Annotated in this window: 14 protein-coding genes; 7 read left to right on the top strand and 7 right to left on the bottom strand. The window is 44.2% G+C overall.

The window, feature by feature from the left end; genetic code table 11:
- Positions 1-68: 68 nt before the first annotated feature.
- Complete coding sequence (locus tag AACH28_RS23170) at positions 69-3,971, bottom strand: ATP-binding protein (RefSeq protein ID WP_341831645.1); 3,903 nt, start codon at positions 3,969-3,971, stop codon at positions 69-71.
- A 372-nt stretch (positions 3,972-4,343) separates the two neighbouring features.
- On the opposite strand from AACH28_RS23170, the gene AACH28_RS23165 reads away from it, so the two are divergent.
- The 6 genes from AACH28_RS23165 (at position 4,344) to AACH28_RS23140 (ending at position 14,258) form a co-directional block, all read left to right on the top strand.
- Entirely contained in the window at positions 4,344-4,982 is a 639-nt protein-coding gene (locus AACH28_RS23165; protein ID WP_341831644.1) for an OmpA family protein, read from the top strand.
- 27 nt (positions 4,983-5,009) lie between these two features.
- Positions 5,010-5,741, top strand: coding sequence for a PRC-barrel domain-containing protein (locus AACH28_RS23160; protein ID WP_341831643.1), 732 nt, complete (start codon positions 5,010-5,012; stop codon positions 5,739-5,741).
- A gap of 250 nt (positions 5,742-5,991) precedes the next feature.
- The gene (locus AACH28_RS23155; RefSeq protein ID WP_172462486.1) at positions 5,992-6,150 is read left to right on the top strand and encodes a hypothetical protein; all 159 of its coding nucleotides are present in this window, start codon (positions 5,992-5,994) and stop codon (positions 6,148-6,150) included.
- A 93-nt stretch (positions 6,151-6,243) separates the two neighbouring features.
- Complete coding sequence (locus AACH28_RS23150; protein ID WP_341831642.1) at positions 6,244-11,652, top strand: translocation/assembly module TamB domain-containing protein; 5,409 nt, start codon at positions 6,244-6,246, stop codon at positions 11,650-11,652.
- A complete protein-coding gene (locus AACH28_RS23145) occupies positions 11,618-13,948 on the top strand; it encodes a BamA/TamA family outer membrane protein (RefSeq protein WP_313418663.1) in 2,331 nt (776 codons plus the stop codon). Before AACH28_RS23150 ends, AACH28_RS23145 begins: the two co-directional genes overlap by 35 nt.
- A 46-nt stretch (positions 13,949-13,994) precedes the next feature.
- Positions 13,995-14,258, top strand: a complete 264-nt coding sequence (locus AACH28_RS23140) for a SemiSWEET transporter (protein WP_313418666.1) — start codon at positions 13,995-13,997, stop codon at positions 14,256-14,258.
- Between the two features lie 51 nt (positions 14,259-14,309).
- On the opposite strand, the gene AACH28_RS23135 is transcribed toward AACH28_RS23140, so the two are convergent.
- A complete protein-coding gene (locus AACH28_RS23135) occupies positions 14,310-14,495 on the bottom strand; it encodes a CsbD family protein (RefSeq protein ID WP_046675215.1) in 186 nt (61 codons plus the stop codon).
- Positions 14,496-14,593: 98 nt separating this feature from the next.
- Positions 14,594-15,577, bottom strand: a complete 984-nt coding sequence (locus tag AACH28_RS23130) for a YihY/virulence factor BrkB family protein (RefSeq protein ID WP_312740992.1) — start codon at positions 15,575-15,577, stop codon at positions 14,594-14,596.
- Positions 15,578-15,883: 306 nt separating this feature from the next.
- Here AACH28_RS23130 and AACH28_RS23125 point away from each other — a divergent pair, with 306 nt between their 5' ends.
- Positions 15,884-16,339 (top strand): PA2169 family four-helix-bundle protein, encoded by a 456-nt coding sequence (locus tag AACH28_RS23125; protein ID WP_159333186.1) that lies wholly within the window; start codon positions 15,884-15,886, stop codon positions 16,337-16,339.
- Positions 16,340-16,494: 155 nt separating this feature from the next.
- Here AACH28_RS23125 and AACH28_RS23120 read toward each other — a convergent pair whose 3' ends face one another.
- The 4 genes from AACH28_RS23120 to AACH28_RS23105 form a co-directional block, all read right to left on the bottom strand.
- Complete coding sequence (locus tag AACH28_RS23120; RefSeq protein WP_341831641.1) at positions 16,495-17,679, bottom strand: glycoside hydrolase family 76 protein; 1,185 nt, start codon at positions 17,677-17,679, stop codon at positions 16,495-16,497.
- A 67-nt stretch (positions 17,680-17,746) separates the two neighbouring features.
- Positions 17,747-18,871 carry a glycoside hydrolase family 76 protein gene (locus AACH28_RS23115; protein WP_341831640.1) on the bottom strand — a complete coding sequence of 375 codons (1,125 nt, stop codon included), beginning with the start codon at positions 18,869-18,871 and terminating at the stop codon, positions 17,747-17,749.
- A 13-nt stretch (positions 18,872-18,884) separates the two neighbouring features.
- On the bottom strand, positions 18,885-20,027 hold the full coding sequence (locus AACH28_RS23110) for a SusE domain-containing protein (protein WP_286766663.1): 1,143 nt from the start codon (positions 20,025-20,027) through the stop codon (positions 18,885-18,887).
- A 75-nt stretch (positions 20,028-20,102) separates the two neighbouring features.
- Positions 20,103-21,728 (bottom strand): RagB/SusD family nutrient uptake outer membrane protein, encoded by a 1,626-nt coding sequence (locus tag AACH28_RS23105; RefSeq protein ID WP_286766664.1) that lies wholly within the window; start codon positions 21,726-21,728, stop codon positions 20,103-20,105.
- Between the last annotated feature and the right edge of the window lie 6 nt (positions 21,729-21,734).

Below are 21,734 nucleotides of genomic sequence, written 5' to 3'. Positions count from 1 at the left end.
ACAAAGAACAACACAAATTGGACATCCTCAACCACCCAACACAACAAACAGTACTAAAAATCAGTTATTTACAAATAACCCTCCATATACACCTTTGGTGACATCCCAAATTCCGATTGAAAGCATTTTGAGAAATAAGAAGCATTGGAGAATCCGACCATATACATCACCTCGGAAACTGTAAACTTTTTTTGCTGTAATAACAGCGCTGCTTTTTTGATACGAATGCTGCGTATATACTCCACCGGTGTATAGCCTGTTAGTTGCTTAATTTTACGATAGAGTTGTCTGGCGGCGACATCCGTGAGCTCACTGAGCCGCTGTACCGAAAATTCCGAATCGTCCAAATTTTCTTCGATCAGCTGTGTCACATTGGTCAGGAATTTTTCATCCGGTGAATTTACAGCTATTGCTTCTGTGGGTTTACTGATTTCGTCGATACGCAACTGAGCGACAATCTTATCTTTCCTATCCAAGAGCTGCAATAGCTGTATCTGGAGCAAGTCCAGATCAAAAGGTTTCGCCATATAAGCATCTATGCCGACGGCAACCCACTCGCGTCTGATCAGCTCATCGTCTTGTGCTGTCAGCAAAATGATCGGAATAGTTGCCGTCACGATATTTTGTCGTAGTTTTTTCACCATTTCAATTCCCCCCATATTGGGCATCATAGCATCCGTGAGAATAATGTCGGGCACAAAACTATGTCCGTCGATCAAGCGAAAGCCCTCGCTACCATCACTCACAATGCGGCAATCGTAATGCGACTGCATGGCATTTCGTAAAAAATCAGCGAGTTCGGCATTATCTTCGACGATCAGTAGCTTTCGTTTAGCCCCTACCGATATGCTATCGGTCGCATCCTTATCGTTTACATGGTCATGTTTCCAACTAAGCGTTACGGCTGTGCCCTTTTGATCGCTCGCTATATCAACGCTCCAGCCCAACTGCTCACAATAACTTTTGACCAGGTACAGACCAACGCCCGTGCCCTGTACAGCACTCACTTCTTTCAGGGAAGAACGATAGAATTTGCTGAAGACATAAGGTAGGTCTTCAGGTGCTATACCAATTCCCGTATCCCGAACGACAAGCTTGACATCCGGACCAATTACTTTCAGCCGCAGTTCCACGCCACCCTCCGGACGATTATACTTACAGGCATTAGCAATGAGGTTGTTGAGAATCGACCCCAATTTGGCTACATCGGTCTGTATAAAAAAGCTCTCTACATCGGCAACAAAGTCAATATGGACGGTACTGTACTCAGGTACCTGCTGCCAGTCAGTGATAATTTGCCTGCTATAAGCGACCAGATCCACCTGAGAGGTAAGCAAGCCCTGCAAGGGCGTCTGCTGCTGCTCGACCTGATCAAAAGTCATTAATTCCTGAATGAGATGGCTTATTTTTAAGGCATTTCGATGAACACCGTCCAACTGCTTCTTTTTGTCACTGTTTTTTGTCTGCCGCATCATTTGGCTGACAGGAGCCAAAATCAGACTTAGCGGGGTTTTAAGCTCATGCGACACAGCTGTCAGGAAGTCCATTTTCATCTTTGTGAGCTCAAGTACCTTCCTCCGTTCGCGCCTTTCCCATTTTAGCGTACTGCGAACCCTGAAAAAATTGACGACCCAAAATAGCAGGAAAATAACAATGAGGGCGTAAGCAGTTTTGGCCCAATAGCTTGCGTACCATGGATAACGGATCTGAATATGGTAGGTATAAATCTTCGACACAACATGACCGGCGACATCCACTTTAGCCAACTGAAGGTCGTAGTTACCCGAACTTAAGTTGGACAGGAGCACTTTGTTATCACCCCGTTCCATCGGAATCCAGGTTTCATTTTTTCCTTTAAAAGCATAAGCTAGGCGATAGCCTAAATAATTTCCATAATCCAAATCGGAAAATTCAAGCCGAAGGTTATTCTGATCATGCGCCAAAGCAATCTCGTTTTTATACCGTAAACCATAGTCGTAATTACCGAAACGTTCATTATTGACATACATTGCGGTGAGCACAATCTTTTTGGAACCATCCAGATCCGCTTGCTCATTTTGCGCGGGCAACAGGACCAGCTCATCAATTCCGCCCAGCACCACTTCCTCCCGCTCTTTATCGTAATACATCGAGGATATCCTTTGCCCGTATCTTAATAGTTCCGTTTTTAAACTCTGCTTATTAACCTGCCACACTCCAGTACTCGTTGCCAGCCAGATGTTTTCTTTGACCTCGGCCATGGCAGTTACTTCTCCTTTACCAACAGGATCAAAACGAACCAATGTATTTTTCCCGTCCGGAGCAATACGCCTCAATTCGCCATGTTCCCCTACCCACACCGTATGCTGTCCATCCTTCAGCATAAAGGTCGCCTGATCCAATGCATGCCCAGCGCTGTCTTTGAGCTCCGTTATTTTCCCTGTGGCCACATCAATGCTACTGATCCCCTTATTATAGAACAGCGCTAAGATCTTCCCCCTTCCATTGTCAACGATCTGATTGGCAAAATCTTCCAGAAGACCGTCAGCTTTACTGAAATTACGGCTTGCTATGACCGGGCCCGTCGCCTCCAATAAACGGCTTCGGTTGACGAAAAATATTCCCCCCATATAGGAGGCCACCCAGAGATTATCCTGTCCATCTTGCAAGATGTCGTACGACCATTTCGCATTTCGTCTTCCACTGGCATCGACAATTGTAAAGGTTTTAAACTGTTTCGTATGTGCATCAAACACATTGACGCCACCGTCTGAGGCTATCCACACCAATCCCGTATGATCCTCAAATATATCCCGGATACGGTTGTGTGCCAGACGATAGGTCTTGGCATCCATACGGTACCAGCTGCTTTCCGTATTCTTGTCGTCCAGCCCACGTACACGGATTAAACCATTATCGCCTCCCAACCAATACCAGCCATTGCGATCCTTGTTAATTTTATAAAAACGGTTGCCATCGCTGCTCGCTGTCAATTGATAGATCGGCAGTATTTTTTCCACCTTGCGGTTAGACCATAAGGAAAATCCCAGATCGGTACCCAGCCAGATATTTTCCGACCGATCCTTAAAGATACTCCACACGATGTTATTGGCCAGCGAGTTTCTATTGCGGGAATCATGTTTGATCCGTTTGACCAACTGCTGATCCAGCTGATACGTAAAAAGACCATCATCCGTACCGACAAGCAAGGTGTTGGAATCTTTGGAAGCCATCGCTTTGATGGGATGGTTTTGTAGTACCGGAGTCTTCTGAAGCGTATAGCTCTTCGTATTATAGCGATACAGGCCGTATTCTGTCCCCACATAGGTACTTGCCGATTCCGGAATAGAGAATATAGAATTCACAAATTGATTACTACCCGGCCTATAATCTGGGAGCGGTAGAGGCACAATATCTTTTTTTGATGGATTTAATTCAAAAAGTCCATTATATGTACCGATTAAGATTCTATCGCCCACCTTTTCCAGTGCATACACGGCGGTTTTTGATTTGTTCTTTGGAAATGAATTCTGATAATCGATAAGTTTACGTGTCTTGGTATTATAGCAATACAAACCACTTATTGAACCGATCCACAAGGTATCGCCAACAAGGAGCAAAGACCTGACATCTCCAGGTCCCCCTGCCGGAAAAGATTCGAATCGGTCGAACTGATAGTTATAGAGCAGCACTCCCTGCCCTGTCCCCAATGCGAAATGTTTATTATCGATCAGTGCAATACAGTAAACGAAAGTCTGAAAAGGAGATTTGGTCCCCATGAGCGGCTGCAGCGCATAGCCATCATAATTAAATAACCCATTGTTACTTCCCAGCCAAAGCATCCCCAAGCTATCCTGTGCAAAAGAGTGAACTGTATTTGCATTCGTTCCCAAGGAAATATTGCGAAAAGAGGGATAATCCAGCGATTGCCCGAAAACAGCCGTACCCACGAAGGAACAGACAAGTAACCAATAGAAATAAAGAGATTGCATTTTTTATAAGCGCTATACCACAAACTTAATTATTTCAAATGGAATAGCACTTATCCAATCAATCTTCTCAAGCGGAAATAGGATTCTGTAACAGTAGCAAAATTTGCCTGTTTTGTATCTGCTGCACATGAAGTGAGCAGTAACAAAATAAAATATAAACAATAGCGATAAAACCCCATGCCTGTAAAACTATGAAATTATCGGCAAAGATTTTTAAAAGCCCAAAGATCCGGAACAGGTCATGTACGCTGAAGGTACGATTCTGACTTTTGTACCGTTTTCCAGGCGGTGTGATTTAACCAGCAATCCTTCCTAAACAAAACTTTTTCAAACGAAGCTCAATAAATGTTGTTCTGTTTGAAAAAAGTATATATGGCACATTTAGAAGTAAAACCTAAAAATGGAGCACCTTGGTGGTTATGGCTCCTTCTTTCACTGATCGCATTGGGATTGGTCCTCTATTTCATCAATCGTTCTAACAGTGGCGCTAGGTTAAATGAAACCAGCTCCGATACGACCGTTAATTCAAGCGCGCCACAAGGAGACACACTTGCGACCACCGTTCCAGAATGGAATTCAATTGATTTCAACAGTGCTGAATCTTCCGATCCAAACATTACGGATAGGGATATCCGTGTACGTTCGAGCGATGCTTATACCATCTATTCGTTAGGGGAAAACATCTTGTTCGCAACCGATAAAAATACCTTAGAAAGTACAGCTGAAGCGAAGCTCAACCAGATTTCAGCAGCTTTAAATAAAAATTTTAAAGGAGCCTATGTTGGCGTTTTCGGCAATACGGATAGCACAGGTACAGTTTCCCACAATAAGCAGCTTGGTGTAGAAAGAGCAACCGCTGTCAAAGACTGGCTCGTCAAGCGTGGCAACATTGCTCAGGAAAAAATCAGTATACATTCTCGTGGTGAAAAAGCGCCAGTCGCCAACAATGAAACTGCAAGTGGCAGAAATCAGAACCGCAATGTGGAGATTGTCGTTTTTCGGAATAAATAAAAATTGATAACCAATAAAATTAAAGACATGGCATTAGAAGAAAACAACTATAATCATTTGATTGAACTCGGTGGAAGCGATTATGAAATTGTCGACGGCGAACCAGATATCCGAGGCTGGAAAGTGAAAAATGAAGCTGGTCAATTGATCGGCAAGGTGGATGATCTACTCTTTGATCCTGAAAGCCTACAAGTCCGTTATATCATCGTTGATCTCCATGACGCCGATTTTGTTATTGACGAAGACAAGAAAGTATTGGCCCCCATTGGATTAGCATCGCTTTATGATGGTACACAAATTCAGGCCAGCAATGAGGAAACCACGCTGGTTCCACCTGTCGAGCCCATCGATCCTAGCGTGATCCTTACGGTAGACGAAATTCCGACGGAAGAACCAGCAACAGATTATCTGTATAATCCTGCCGACGATGGCGAAGTGGTGGTCATATCCGTCAGTGAAGATCAGTTAATTCGACTGCCTGCTTACCAACAGGATAAAGTCACGCCCGAAACAGAGTTAAGTACACGTCATGTATTTGAAGGCACTGGCGATGTAGGTTTCGTCGTAAGCTCTAACAGCTATGACCCGACTGCATTCTACGATCATTATCACTTTAGCGAAGATACGTTCTATATCGGCGGGAAAAGAACCGAAAGTCTTCCGACAGATCAGACACAGCGCACCCGTAGAGTGGCTGCACGACATGAGCAAGGGACGGGGCACGAGCCGGGTACACTCGACAACAATAGTGAACTTTAGTATAATCACGAACAACTACTTTGAGCGGCTTAGATAATATGCGTTATTTAAGCCGCTTATTTATAAATAACTGCAACTATAGCGTGCATAGACAAACCCTAAATGCCGTATTTCTTGAATTTAATCGTGTAAATACCCAAACCGTCAGTATTTTATAACCTATCGTACCAAATTACTACTGAAATCCCTTTTCAACCATAAAAACTGCATTAAAATTGCATGATTTGTAGAAAATCAATACAAATCGCTTATGAAAGCAACATATAAAATCGTCAACCAAAAGAATAGACAGATAATCCGAAAGTATTATGAAAAATATAGCTGGTATAAACTGGACCGCGAGGAGCTCACACAGGAATTACTCATCCGTGGCGGCTTTCTAGCGATTCTAACTTGGTTGTTATGGTAAGCTAAACATACATCGGCAGAGATATCAATTCACTATATCCAAACCATTTGCAGTTCTGTATTGTTCTATCTGTAAACTTAAATCAACAACACCTTGAACAGATTTACACGAATTGCTTTAAAAACAATATTGTGGATTATTGGAGGAATAATTACGCTTTTTATTCTTATCGTTTTCCTGCTTCGCCTACCTTCCATACAGAATTATATCGCTGGTAAAGTGACACATTATGTCGAAGGAAAGATCGGCACCCCCGTCAAAATTGGTTACATCAATATCGATTTTCCTAAAAAATTGGTTTTGGAAGATATCTATCTCGAAGATCAAAGTAAGGATACCTTAGTTGCTGGTAAAAGCATTGCGGTCGATATCAATATGCTGAAACTATTAAAGAATACTGTGGAAATCCAAAGCCTGGAAGCCGATGGAATTACCGCCAAAATACGTCGCACCTTGCCAGACAGTGCCTTTAACTTTGATTATATTGTTAAGGCCTTTGCTTCTGAAAAGGAAAGTGAGCCTACCGCAGACACGACTTCAGCACTGCTGTTTAACCTGGATAAGGTTAAGTTTTCAAAAATACATGTGGTCTATGCCGACGAGGTTATCGGCACCAGTGCCGACGTCTATCTTGGTCGTTTAAATACGAACATAAAGAAATTTGACCTGACCAAAAACATGGCCTTTGAGCTACCTAAAATCAACATCGACGGACTAAATGCCACGGTCAAGCAGTGGAAGCCCGCCATAGAAGGCGCAGGCCCATCGGTAGAAGATTTTGGTATCACCGATAAAACGGCACAGACGACTTCGCTCCTTCCTGACGTGGGTATACAGGTGGCCGACCTCAATAATATTTTGGTCCGCTACGAGGACCAGTCCAGTGCACTGAAGTCGCAGTTTGTCCTAAAAAAATTCCATGCCGACATCAATAAGATCGATCTGAACAAACAGGTTGTCGACATCAATAAGCTCGATCTCGACGGCTCGGACAACAATGTCCTGCTCGGAAAAATTCAACAGACTACTGCCAAGGCGACAAAAATCAACGCAACGACAGCGAACACAGCAGCAGTGGATGCGGCAACAACCAACGCAAAAAACAAGGAAGCAAAAACTGAGAAATCAAACACCCAGGGAGAAAAGAATGACACTGCAAAAACAGATACCAGTTCGGCCACAAAAATGAATTGGGTCGTCTCAGCCAAAGACATCATCATCAACAATACCAGTATCCGTTTTAAAGACGACAATCAGCCGCGCATCAAAGGTTTCGATTATTTTAATATCCAAATGCCCGGTCTTAAAACCAGGTTAACCGATCTGTACTACAGCGCCGACTCCATGAGCGGATCCTTGAAAGAACTCGTGGCAGCCGACCACTCCGGCTTTGTCATCAAGCAATTAAAGGCCGATTTTAAGTATACCAATACCGGTGCCGAAATCAAAAATCTCTATGCCGAAACTCCTCGCACCCTGATCCGCGATTACGTTAAGCTAAGTTATCCTTCCCTGGATATCATCGCCAAAAAACCAGAACTGATCACGGTTAATGCCAACATCACAAAAAGCCATATCGATATGCGCGATATCCGATTTCTAGCGCCCTTTCTGGACACCATGCAGGTGATGAAGCCCCTATTGGACAAGAAATTTTATATCGACACCCGCGTGACCGGCCGTGTCGATGACCTGTATATTCCGAATATCGACTTCAGGACACTTTCCAATACCCGATTGATTGCCAGCCTGCATCTGAAAGGACTACCCGATATGAATAAATTGTCGGTAGACCTCAACCTGAAAAAACTGACGACAGGCCGTTCGGATATCGAAAAACTGGTTTCCAAATCGATGCTGCCTGCCGGAATCGAATTACCCAATACCATCGGTCTGAGCGGAACTTTTAAAGGTGGAATGACTGCCTTCAATACGAAACTTGCATTGGTAACCGAAAAAGGCACTGCCAAAGTCGATGGAACGGTCCAAATGACCAAGCGCGATACCCTATACAATGCGGCAGTCAGCGTTCGTGACCTCAATATTGGTCAAATCATGAAAATGGACAGTACCCTGGGCATCCTTTCTTTCGAAGGAAAAATCAAAGGCAAGGGTACCGATCCTAAAAAACTGATGGCCAATTTTGACGGTAAAGTGAACCGACTGGATGCCATGGGCTACCGTTACCATGATATCGACATGGATGTATCGGCCGATAAAGGCGCGATGAAGGCATCCATTCTGAGCCCCGATCCGAACATCAAACTTAAGCTGAGTGCCAGCGCCAATATGAAATCGACTTATCCCAAGGTAGCTTTTGAACTGCTGGTCGACAGCATCAACCTGCAAAAGTTACACTTGATGCAGGATGCGCTCAGCTACCGGGGTAAACTGAGCGGTAACTTCAGCACAGCAGATCCAAACTTTTTGAATGGTGAAGCGCATATTACCAATTCGTTGATCCGATACAACTCCGATCGTTACGCACTGGATACTGTCTCACTCTTGGCCAAGGCCGATACCAGCCGCAATCAGCTGGTGCTGCGTTCTGATTTTCTGAATGCCCACCTGGTCGGCAAATACAAAATTCTGGAGCTGCAAAGTGCCGTCAAAGATTTGCTTCAAGTTTATTACAAACCCGAAAAGCCGGTCAAGATTCCGGCCTACTCACCGCAGATCATCGAATTTTCGGCACAGCTGACCCGCAATAGACTGATTCAGGATTTTCTGCCGCAGCTGACAGAAATGAAAGCTATTAGCTTGGACGGTCTCTTCAATAGTACCTCCAAAAATCTCTCTGCCAAACTGGATGCTCCACGCATTGTGTATGCGGGTACAGCGATTGACAATGTGACCCTGGATATCAACAGTCTGGATAGTGCGCTCTATTATTCGGCCTTAATCTACAAAGTTAAAATGAACAGCATTGAGCTGACCAATACGGTTTTTAGTGGTAAGGTTGCTCAGAACATCGTCAACATGGGGCTTTGGATCAAGGATAAACAGGACAAAGAACAATACCACCTGGGCGCCAACATGGAGGCCAAAAATGGCCTATTTGAATTCAGCCTCCTACAGGACGGCCTCATGCTCAACTACGATAAGTGGGAGGTAGCGTCCAACAACCGCTTAAAATTTGGCAGCGCAGGACTGCTGGCCAACAATTTTGTCCTGAGCAACAAGGGACAGGAACTGCGCATTGCGTCACAGGACAGCATCCTGAACTCACCAATTGATGTGGCGTTTAAAAATTTCCGTATCGAGACACTGAGCAAGATGGTCATGAGTGACAGCCTGGATGTCGGCGGCGGCATCAACGGACAAACCACGCTCTCCCGCTTGGAAAGCAGTCCTGTTTTTGTTGCCGATCTTGTCGTCGACAAGTTTTACTTCGGAAAAGATACCGTGGGCAATGTCAATATCAAAGTCAATAATGAACGCGAAAACACCTACAATGCCAACGTGAGCATTACCGAAAACGGAAATAACCTCGTCCTGAGCGGTGATTTCATCAATCCGCCGCAAGGCGATGCAACACTTGACTTCACACTCGATATTGCACCACTGACGATGAAGACGGTACAGGCTTTCAGCATGGGCAACCTCAAAGACGCGAAGGGCAACCTCGAAGGTCAGCTAAAAATAAAGGGATCACCCTCGAAACCACAGATCAGGGGCGACCTCAATTTCAGGAAAGCCGAATTTAATGTAGCCATGCTCAATGCCCTGTTCAAAGCAAAAGACGAACAGATCCGTTTTGATCAAAATGGAATATCATTCCCCAAATTTGAACTCGAAGACAGCAAAGGCAATTTTGCCCAGGTCAGCGGTTCTATCAAGACACAGGCCTACACCGATTTTGAATTTGACCTCGGCATCGCCATGGACAATTTTGAAGTCCTAAATTCCACTCAAGCAGACAACGATCTATTTTATGGAAAAATGTTTCTGGGCACCGATCTGCAGATCGGTGGAAATCTAGACAAACCTGTTGTGGACGGTACCATCAAAGTACTCGACAGTACCGATTTTACCATGGTAATGCCCAACAATGATCCCGGTATGGCCGATCGGAAGGGTGTAGTCGAATTTGTAGACAAACGCGATACGGCCACCGCAAATGCCCTTGCCCGATTAGATTCCATGACCGTCACCAAACTGACGGGCATAGATGTCGACCTGAACCTGCAGACCGATAAGGATGCCAAGTTTAAGATTCTGCTTGATGCAGGCTCGCAGGATGCCCTAAATATTCAGGGCGAGGCCGAATTAAATGCGGGCGTAGATGCCAGCGGTAAAATAACCATGTCGGGCACTTTTACCGTGGAGCGGGGAAGTTATTCGTTCAGTTTTGGACCCGTCAGCAGAGACTTCAAATTTCAGAAAGGAAGTACAATTACCTGGAATGGCGATCCATTGGACGCGCAGTTAAATATTACGGCAGTATATACCTTAAAAGCCCCTACGCTAGAACTGGTAGCGCCACAGCTTGGAACACAGAACGCTAACCTATATAAGCAAAAGATACCTTTTGACGTGTTGCTGAAAATTTCAGACCAACTGTTTCAGCCACAGCTCAATTTTGATATCGACCTGAATGCCAACAATGCCATCGTATCGCAGGATGTGATCAGTAAGGTAGACAATGCCCTGACGACTTTACGCGATAATCCTTCCGACCTCAATAAACAAGTCTTTTCACTGATAGTGCTGGGGCGTTTTATGTCGGCCAATCCATTTGAAAGCCTTTCTGGTGGCGGTGGTACAGAAGCCCTGGTACGCAATAGCGTCAGTTCGTTTTTGAGTTCGCAGCTCAACCGCCTGGCCTCCGATTTAATTACGGGAGTTGAACTTGATTTCAACCTGACCTCAGCAGACGATTACAGCACCGGAACTGCCCAGACGCGTACCGACCTGAACATCGGTGTGTCCAAAATGCTGCTCAACGACCGCCTGAAAGTCAATATCGGATCCAATTTTGAAGTAGAGGGAAATTCACGTCCTGGTGAGGCGGCCAATAATATTGCCGGTGATATACAGCTGGATTATCAGCTTTCCCAAGATGGGCGCTACTTTGCGCGATTCTACCGCAAAAACCAATACCAGGTCACTTTGCAGGGACAGTTTGTTGAAACGGGTATCGGTTTTATCATTACCATGGATTACAACCGATTTAAGGAGATCTTTATGCGCTCCAAAAGACTCAAGGAATATTACAATACAGGCAGTAAGAAGTTTAGGAAACGTTTTGATGTAGAGCGTATGGAACAGGATTCGGCTTATCGGGACAGCGTCCGCACCGTCATCCGCGACAGCCTGATGCTCCATAGCCCCGAATACCGCAAACGCATGGAAGAACAGGAAAAAGAACAGCAGCGCCGCCAGCAGGTGGACAGCACAGCAAACAGCAAAGGGAAAAATAATGCTCCGAAGCAATTAGACACGATCAAAACCACAGCAATTAAAAATGAAGACGAAGAAAGGGCTTACCATGCAAATTAAACTACAGGGGCTGATTGGCCTATTTATAATAAGCGGCATCATTGCGGCCTGTTCGTCGACCAAAAACCTACCCGAAGACGAGAGCCTTTACGTGAAAGGAAACGTGAACATCGCATCCGATACCATTTCGAAGAAAAACAAGGAGAAACTGGCGACCTACCTGGCCGAATCGCTGCGGCCCAAACCCAATAAGCGGGTGCTGGGCATGCCCTATAAGCTTTATTTTAACAATATGGCGGGCGATACCGCCAACAGCAACTTTATAAAACGTTTCCTCAAAAAAATTGGCGAGGAACCTGTACTACTGAGCGATGTAAACCGGGAGTACAATGAAAATCTGCTGCGCAACCGGCTGGAGAATATCGGATTTTTCAATGCCGAAGTGACCTCCGATACCACCGTTGAAAACAAGAAAGCAACGGTAGACTATACCGCTAAGCCCAATCTGATCTACCGCATTAAATCAGTCACCTTTGATGTGGACAGCTCGACCCAACTCGGCCGCGATATTCAGGGGACTTCCGGCGAGAGCCTGCTACGGCCAAACAACAACTATAGCCTGGATGTGGTACTCAACGAAAGGGACCGGATAGACAATGTCCTTAAAAATAAGGGCTACTATTATTTTAGCCCCGACTATATCCTGGTGCAGGTCGATAGCACCATCGGCAACCATAAGGTCAATCTATATGTCACGGTAAAAAAAGAAGCCCCTGAGCAGGCCCGGGTACCGTCCAAAATCAACAAGATTTATATCTACCCCAACTATACGGAGACCGGGGCAGGCTACCAGCGGTCGGCCCGGAATGCCGAACCCTTTGATAGCAGTTATTATTTTATCGATCCAAAACACAGCTTTCGCAAACCTGTTATTGCCAATCACATCTTTTTCAAGCAGGGCGACCTGTACAACCGCGATGCCCACAACCGGACCATCAGCCATTTGGTGAACCTGAACAGCTGGAAATTTGTTAAAAATAACTTTGTGGACAGCAAGGAAGTGCCCAACGCGCTGGATGTGTACTATTACCTTACGCCCCTGCCCAAGAAATCCATTCGGGTAGAGCTGCTGGGCAAGATGGCTTCCGTCTACAACGGGACCGAGGTCAATGTCAACTGGACCTTACGGAATGCTTTTAAAGGAGCCGAAAAGCTCAATATCAATGTATTTGGCGGCTACGAACTGCAGACGGGAGGCAATGCCGACCTGAACTCCAGCTATTTCCGGTATGGTACCGAGGCCACCTTAACCTTTCCGAGGATATTGACGCCATTTGGTACCATCAATCCTTCGCGCCAATTTATTCCGAACACCTATATCAAGGCACGCTATGAATTTTTAAACCGGCGAAAAGCCTATACCCTCAATTCCATGGCGCTGAGCTACGGTTACAGCTGGCAAGAGAACGAAGAGAAACAGCATGACCTGGCGTTGATGGAAATCACCTATGTACAGCCAAGAGGCATTTCGGAAAGCTACAAAATGCAGATGGATACCATTCCGGCGTTGCGGCATGTAATTGATCCCCAATTTACGATTGGGCCCAATTATAATTTCACCTTTCAGAATACCATGAAAAAGCACCTGCAGAACACCTTTTATTTTAAGGGCAATCTGGACCTGTCGGGCAATATTCTGGGACTGATCAAAGGTGCAGATTTTAACAAGGGGAAAACGTTTAAACTCTTTGACGCCTACTTCTCACAGTATATCAAAGCCAGTGTTGACGGCAGGCATTATTTCAAGCTCAGCGAAAATTCACAACTTGCTTCCCGGGTAAGCATCGGGATGAGCTACTCGTACGGCAATTCGCGTTCCCTACCCTACCTGAAGCAATACTATGTAGGTGGACCGAATAGCATCCGTGCCTTTGGCGCGCGGGCGATCGGGCCGGGTACGGTGGCACCCGAGCGCCTTGGAAATGGACTTTTTTATGCCGATCAAACAGGCGATATCAAGCTGGAGCTGAATACCGAGTACCGAGCCAAAATAGCCGGTCCCGTCCATTGGGCTGCCTTTATTGATGCCGGTAATGTGTGGCTGCAACGTGAGGATGAGAATAAGCCCGGAGGCAAATTCAGCAAGGATTTCCTCAAGGAGCTTGCCGTGGGCGGTGGCCTGGGCCTACGCTTTGACTTTACCTTTCTGATCCTGCGTACCGACTTTTCTATTCCATTCCGCATTCCTTATTTGCCGGAAGGCGAGCGATGGGTACTGAAAGATATCGACTTTGGAAGTTCAAGATGGCGGAAAGACAATTTGATGTTTAATCTTGCGATCGGTTATCCATTTTAGTCAATCTGAGCAAAATGTATGATACAATTCAACAGCTATTTCTCTTATGATCAATGAAAACTTATTGGGAATTATCGCGGGGATCTTGACCTCCATTTCGATGCTGCCGCAGCTGATCAAGGTATTGAAAGAAAAAAATGTGGATGACCTTTCTCCTGTTATGCTGTTAACCTTAATCATAGGAATTGCCCTATGGGTGTGGTATGGCGTAATGAAAAGTGAGGCGCCCATTATCTATTCAAACAGCTTTGCTGTTCTCGTAAACCTGTGTCTGCTGGGCAGCTATCTGATTTACAGAAAAAAGGAATAAAAAAAGGCGGATAACATTGCTGCTATCCGCCTTTAACCTGAAAACACTATTCTACAAACCGTTCAACCAGCTATTCACCTCATCTTGTGTTTTACCTGTTTTCTTTTGAAGTTTACCTACCAACTCATCTTCTTTGCCTTCTGCATATAGTAAATCATCATCCGTAAGGTCTGCGTATTGCTGTTTTACCTTACCTTTAATTTCGTTCCAACGACCTTTCCATGTTAATTCGCTCATAATATTTTTTCCTTTCGTTTTTTATAGATAGAACAGCCTGCAGCTGGAATCGTTTAAAAAAAAATGTTATCAAATGTTAAAATATATCCGCCCCTGTTTTACTCCGTTGTATCAATGGTCGTTTCTTCGGGATCCAGTGGTGCCGGCGGTATTTCATCGACATTCCGCTCGATTTCCTGCGTTTCCACATGGACTGCGAATTCAGACGGTTCAATTGGTATTTCCATTTCCGTAGCATACTCCCGTGTAAAAATCGCACCGAAATAAAGAATCGCTGCAGTATAATATACCCAAAGCAAAATAAGTACAAATGAACCTGCCGCCCCGTAGGTATCCTGCGTGGCCGAACGTTCGAGGTAGATGCCTATCAGGTAACGACCGATAACAAATAATATAGCCGTAAACAGGGCACCGGCACGAACAGTCTTCCATTGAATATTGACATCGGGCAAGGTTTTAAAGATCACGCTAAAAAGGATGACAATAACCACAAAGGAAATGACAAAATTGATGACGTTCATCAGCACGACCGTTATTTCCGGAAAATAGCGCTGCAGCTGCCCGGTTAGGGCCAAAATAATGCCGTTGACGATCAAGGTAACCACCAACAGAAAGCCCAGGCCGATTACGAGCGAAGACGATAGCAATCGGTCCTGAATTAGTTTTAACCAACCCTTTTTTGGTTTTGGGCGTACATGCCATATTTTATTGATGGAGTTTTGCATATCGCCAAAAACCGTGGTTGCCCCGATAATCAGGGTCACTATACTGATCACCAGCGCCATATTGGATTTGCCCGACAGCTGAAGGTTCTGAATAACCTCTTCAATCTGTTTGGCGGCGCTATTGCCCACTAAACCGTTCAGTTCGGTAAAAACCTTTCCCTGAATGGCTTCGGCACCATAAAATATTCCGGCCAATGCGATCATTAAAACCAATATTGGACCAATGGAAAAAACGGTATAATACGATAATGAAGCGCTGTATTTCATGGAGTCTTCATTGATAAATCCCGATACCGTATTTTTCAGTATGGTCCAATAGGTCTGTAGCTTGCTTGTCTTTTCCTTTTTTACATCCATTGCTGTCGTGTTTTTAATCTTTATTTTTCAAATTCTGTCTTGTCTTATAAGAAAGAAACTCTTAAATAGGCCAGAACGTTTGTTTTTTTTAGGAAAATATAGTTCGCGTTATACATTTTCTGCCTGCATAGTAGCATAGCCTATGCGAGGAAACACGAAATAAGTCCGCTCAAAATCAGGCAGTAAGCCGCCACAAATTATCATAAAAGAAATAAAGCAAACTAATGATTAATCTTCCTTGTTCCTCTACAAACAGCATATAAAATTTAAACAGCATACAAGATTAAAAAATAGTATAACGAAAAGATGAAAAGTAATCAGAACGACCCGAATATATTAAATGACCTTATTAAAATCAACAATGACCGCATCGAAGGATACGAGCTGGCTATTGATCTGGCCAACGAGCAGGGCGAAGGTGCCCGGGAAGCTGTGTTCAGAAAGATGATCGGGCAGTCTGAAAAGTTTATTGCCGAACTCAGTCCACTGGTTGAGCTTGCTGGCCAATACGCGACTGACCGGACAAAATTAAGCGGTGAGCTTTTTCGGCTGTGGATGGTGATCAAATCAAAATTATCGGGCGGTAATATGCAAGATTTATTGGAGCATTGTGAGCGCGGCGAGGCAGCGTTCCGAGAGGTTTACGAAAAAGCGCTGGCGGAGGAAAACAAGCTGTCTATCGGGGCCAAAAACTTGATCCAGATTCAGCTGAGCCAGCAGCGGGAAGCCCATGAAAACATTAAAATTCTGTGCGGGATCTAGATTTTTCTGCATCAATGAGTCAATGCAAAAATAGTAAGAAAAAAAATAGGCTAGGGAACCAATCCCTAGCCTATATAAATACAATAATCTAACTTGCCTAAGTTATCCAAAAAAACCACTGTCAGCGCAAGAATGTTTTAAAAATTTTTCGAAATTTAATATCCTATTCGCGCCAAACGTCCGTACATCTCCACAAAAGCGCATTGATCTAACAGCCACTTGGATTTTTGCTTTTTCTCCAAAGTCCAGTCGACATCAAACAGCCCGTCCTGATCCCTCATTTTATACCATGCGCGGTCTAGGTTTTTCGCAAAAATGTCCAGATACTTTCTATTTCCATCCTGTTCAAATAAACTGATATATCCTCTCATCATTACAGCATGAAACCATACATTACTATTCTTTAACACTGGAAAAGTATCTTGGTCCATGGACTGAAAAAAATACGCTAGACAAGCTTTTGCCAGCTCTTGGGCATCGACCAGATATTTTTTTTCCTTGGTAAATTTGTAAAGCAACGCTGCTGCTTGCAACATCTGTCCAACATTATAGGAATACTTGGCTTTACCAATATTTCCATTGAGCTGAATATTATCCCAATACAGCTTGTCCGCAGGATCTTGCAGTCCTGCCTTTGTCCACTCATATAAATGTCGCGCTTCATTCAGATAGTCTTTCTCCTGAGTAGCTTCAAATAGCTTTAGTGCAAACACTGCCGCAGGAGCATTGGAACAGGTATTTTTAGATTCCTTTTTCTGTTCACACCAATAGATTCCACCACCGAGCTTGTCGTCCGCACCGCTTTTTACAAAAGCCCAGATCTCTTTCGCATGCTTGAGATAATCGACCTTTTTTGTCTGCAGATAACTATCGGTAAAGTCAATACCCAACCAGACGTTATCATCATAAAACCGGTCTGATGCCAGAGCAGAATTGATATAGGAAGCATAACCAACGGGCTCCCTGGAATGATCCCTATATTCCATTAATCCTAGTAGCACGCGCTGGTCAAGGATCTTTTGATAAAGGGCTTTGTTCTTTGGGAGCTCCATCAATGTATTTACAGCGGAAAAGCTCCCCGAGAATGGCCATAGGTAGGCATATTTCTTTTGCCCGGCCGCCTGTTCGGAATTATCCAGATAGTCCGCTTTAAAGCTCGCGTCGAAAGGATATTTCTCAGTCAACAGCTGGTTTTTGGTATTTCCATACTTAGCGTAAATAATAGCTAACGTTCTTTGGGCACGTTCGGCAGACTGTCCCTTATTGAGTTGACCATAGCCTGTTAAATAGCATAAACCCGACAGCAGCACGGTCGTCGTTATCTTAATGATTAGTTTCATCAGCATATGTACTTTAAGAAGCCCCCGGAACCTTTTGGGTCAGGAAGACTTCTTTGTATTCATTCCATTATTTTAATTTATTTTCATAGCTTGCTAATCCTTCAAAAAGCATCGCAGCACTTGCATAGGCAGTAATTTCACTATTGCCAATAGGGGGTTGCGCCCAGGACGGACCAAAGAACAGCGTCGGTAGACTTGTTCCCTTGGTCCAGGCAATTTTACCATTATTGACCAGAAATTTCTCAAACTTACTGCGGTAGGCTGCATCAATTCCTTCCTGATTTAAATAGTCTACAAAATATCGTATAAATATCCCTTTAAACAATGCGCCGTCGCCGCTTCCCTCGTCGCGCAAAATATTATTCCCGCCATCGATACAACGTGTGATTGTGTAATAACTAATTTTTTGCGCATCAACCAGATAAAGCTGATCTTTAGTAATCTTAAAAAGCTCCACTGCGGTACCAAGGAACGTCCCCTGATTATAAGTAAGCGTCGTCATATCCACATTACCTGTCTGACCATTAATATTATCATAAACAGCGCCTGTTGACGGATTATACAAGGTTGCCTTTTGCCATTCGTAGATCTTCTTGGCCCAGGTCAGGTAGTTTTCATCTTTTGTCAAACGATATAATCTAGCTGCCAGAATGCTAGCTGGCCCATTCGAGCAGGCATTTTTACTATAGCGCATATCTTTCTTCCAAGCCAATCCGCCGCCTGCATATTGCTCATCCCACGCACCAATAATATCTTTCCATAAAAGTAATACGGTGTCGAGGTATTTTTGCTCCTTGGTAATTTCATATAAGCGCAATATGGTCAGTGCATTCCATTCCATATCATCATAGAATACGTTATAATAGGTATTGCCATTTTTGATCCTCACACCTTCAAACCATTTGCTGAAATAGGCACTATATCTGCTGTCCTTCGTTCGTAGATAGGCATCGATAACAACATCCATGGCATGTGCATTGGGCCAATATTGAAATCCCAGATCGGATTGATTGATCGCATTGTTAAAATACCCGGACTCATTCCAGAACCCGGCAATCATCTTATCGGAAACCTGTGTTGCAATAGCTGTCCAGCTTTCCTCGACGGTGTCTTCATACGGGTAGCTGTCCTCAATCTTGGTGCATCCAAAGAGTAGAAACAATATGGATGACAGTATAATCATTTTATTCATCGGGTCTCCTCCTTTAATTTGGTACGACAGTATGCGTATAGTCTTTGTCGCCTTGTAAAATCATCGCTATTTTTGTTGGATGGCCGTCTACTGCATCTACAAATTTCCATTTATCATCCCATTGCGAAAGATTGGACAATATGCGAACGAAATAATAAGAAGGAGCTGATGAACTATTGGGCGGACTGTCCGTCCCGTTTTGAGTTCCCAGCTGTAAGGTTTCAGCCTTTCCGGCCTTAACGGTTTCCATTTGGAACTTATAACGTTGGTCGCGGCCCCAACTTTCCTGTTTAAAATTGATGATACCCGTTGCAGCCCAAATTCCCTTCCCTTGATAAGGTAGATCCAACACTACAGCTCCGGATGGCGAGAAATAAACGCCCATGTTTTTGATCTCTGTGTAGGTAACTGCTGCAACATTGAAATCTATTCGAATACGATATACTGCGGTCTTAGCAATGCTGTTACTTCCGGTTTCACCTTCTTTTATTTTGGTTTGATCTTCCGAATAGAAAACACGTCCCTCAGCAGACTTGCGATCCGTAAAAATATATTTTTTACCGGCTTCCAATTTTGTAAAGATCTCATATTCACCGTTCCCTACCAATTTAAAAGGTAAAGATGAGGCAACATCCGTCCCACCCTCAGTTGCCTCTCCAGTGATAAATAATTCATCGGGGATTTCCGCAAAGCCTTCCAGTGTTTTGATGTTCAATACCTTCTTAGCTTTGCTCAACACCCGTTTCATTCCACGGATAGCGTAGACTGACCAGATTACATCGCCGCTCTCACCAGGGTTAATCCCCGCTTTCGTCGCGACCTGATTCAATATTTTGTGACTGATATTGGCGCCGTTTGAGTTTCCATTATTATCCGACGTAACTGTATAAAGAGGCTTGCTAAAATCGCCGTCGAGCTTGTCAAAGACAACTTCATATTGAGCTGCCCCACCGTCGGCAACCAAGGCCGACTCCCATTCAAAATACAGCGCGGCGGAGCTGGAACTTAATAATTTGACAGCTTTTCCATCTGCAGGGGCATATAGGTTCTCAACAGCAGACACCTCTGCGTCAGCGTATTTCATATCGTCTTTTTTACAGGAAACGATGCTCGCAGCCAATGCGACCATTGCTATAACTTTAAAATACCATTTCATGTCTTTATCCTAAATTTATGGTTCGAAACGTACATTTTTTTAATGCGACGTTTGCGCTAATTTTTTTAATTAAGTTTAGTTTGAGTAGCCCTGATTGTTAGGCAATAAATTTTTATTTAGATCGATCTGGGTTCGTGGTATCGACCAAAGATAGTCTCTACTTTCATCAAATCGACGGATATCCAGTTTGATATTGCTATTGTTACTACCATATTTAGCACCCAATACCTGGCCGTCCAAATAAGTTTTACCGGCCTTCCAGCGCATGATATCATAGTAACGCAATCCCTCAAGTGCGAGCTCGCTTCGCCGCTCATTTCGGACAATTGTTTTCAGATCCCCGGTAGTCGGAAAGTCTAACGCTTTTGATGCTTCAAAACCAGCCCGCTGACGAATAGGTCTGATCGTCATATCCCACACTGCTGCATTGAGTTGTCCCAGTGCTTCTTTTGCTTCTGCATACATCAATAAGATATCGGCGTACCGAAACATGATGATGTTCAATCCTGCATCGTATTTTACCGTTGCTGTTACATCGTAGTATTTCTTTACGTAATACCCTGTGGCAGAAGCGTTGGCACTTGCACCCTGATATTCGTCGAGCCGTTCCTTATCGCTTGTACCCGAGCCGGGTTTAATAAAAATCTTGCGTGTTGTACCGTCAAAATCTGTCCATTGTCCGCCATGGAAAACGATGGTTGCGGCCATGCGTGGATCGCGGTTCACATAGGGATTACTATCGTTATATTGCGGATCCGTTGCAATGGTATTTCCGCCCAGTGTCAAATAATTATCAACCAGACTTTGCAATGGTGCATATCCGTTTAAACGTGCCTGTGCAGAGATCGGTGCTGCATCATATAACTTATTCCAGGTTTTTAAAAGAGGTACATAGGCATAATCCAGAATAACTTCTGAATTGTATTCATTGGCTGCAGTAAACAGCTCCGGATAACTGCGGAATAATGAATAAGTTCCAAATTCCGTTTGTTTTTTCATCAGATTTTCACAGTACTCCACTACTTTATTCCAGTTGCTTTCATACAGGTAGGCCCGGGCTTGAAAGGCTGAAGCGGCGCCCTTGGTAATCCGGCCGCGGTCGTCTGCCGGTAAAGCATCTTTGTTCGGTAGATCGGCCATGCATTGATCCAACTCCTGATGGATAAATGCCATAATAGTCGCTTTTTCTGTCCGAGGAAGAGTCTTAGACTCTTCCAATGAGATATCTTTCGTGAAGAAAGGCACAGCGCCATAGAAATTAACAAGTCTAAAATAGAGAAATGCACGGATAAAGCGTACCTCGGCGGTACGGCGTTTTTTGAGTGCCGCATCCATTCCGGGTACACGCTCTACATTCTCTAGATAGACATGGCAGGTCTTAATACCACCGTAAAGATCGGACCACTCTGCCCCAAAGCGGCCCAGTGTTGGATCGGCGGTTCCATTACGAATTGCGCGCTGGTCTGTGTTTGAGCGCCCCTCAAAAATATTATCACTCAGGGCTTCATCATTCCACATACGATCTGCTGAATACAGCTGATTATAGGCCATATTGACCATTTTTTCGGCGTTGTCTGGATAGTCCCAAAAATTTTCATCGGTAAAGCGATCTGTTGGCAGCGTATCCAACTTATTACAGGATGTTAATTGGAGAATTGCCATTAAACTCAAGCCTCCAATAAGTATCTTATATAGTTTCATTACATA

Source organism: Sphingobacterium thalpophilum (genome assembly GCF_038396785.1).
In the GTDB taxonomy this organism is placed as follows: domain Bacteria; phylum Bacteroidota; class Bacteroidia; order Sphingobacteriales; family Sphingobacteriaceae; genus Sphingobacterium; species Sphingobacterium thalpophilum_A.
This window is presented reverse-complemented; position numbering and strand designations above follow the sequence as displayed.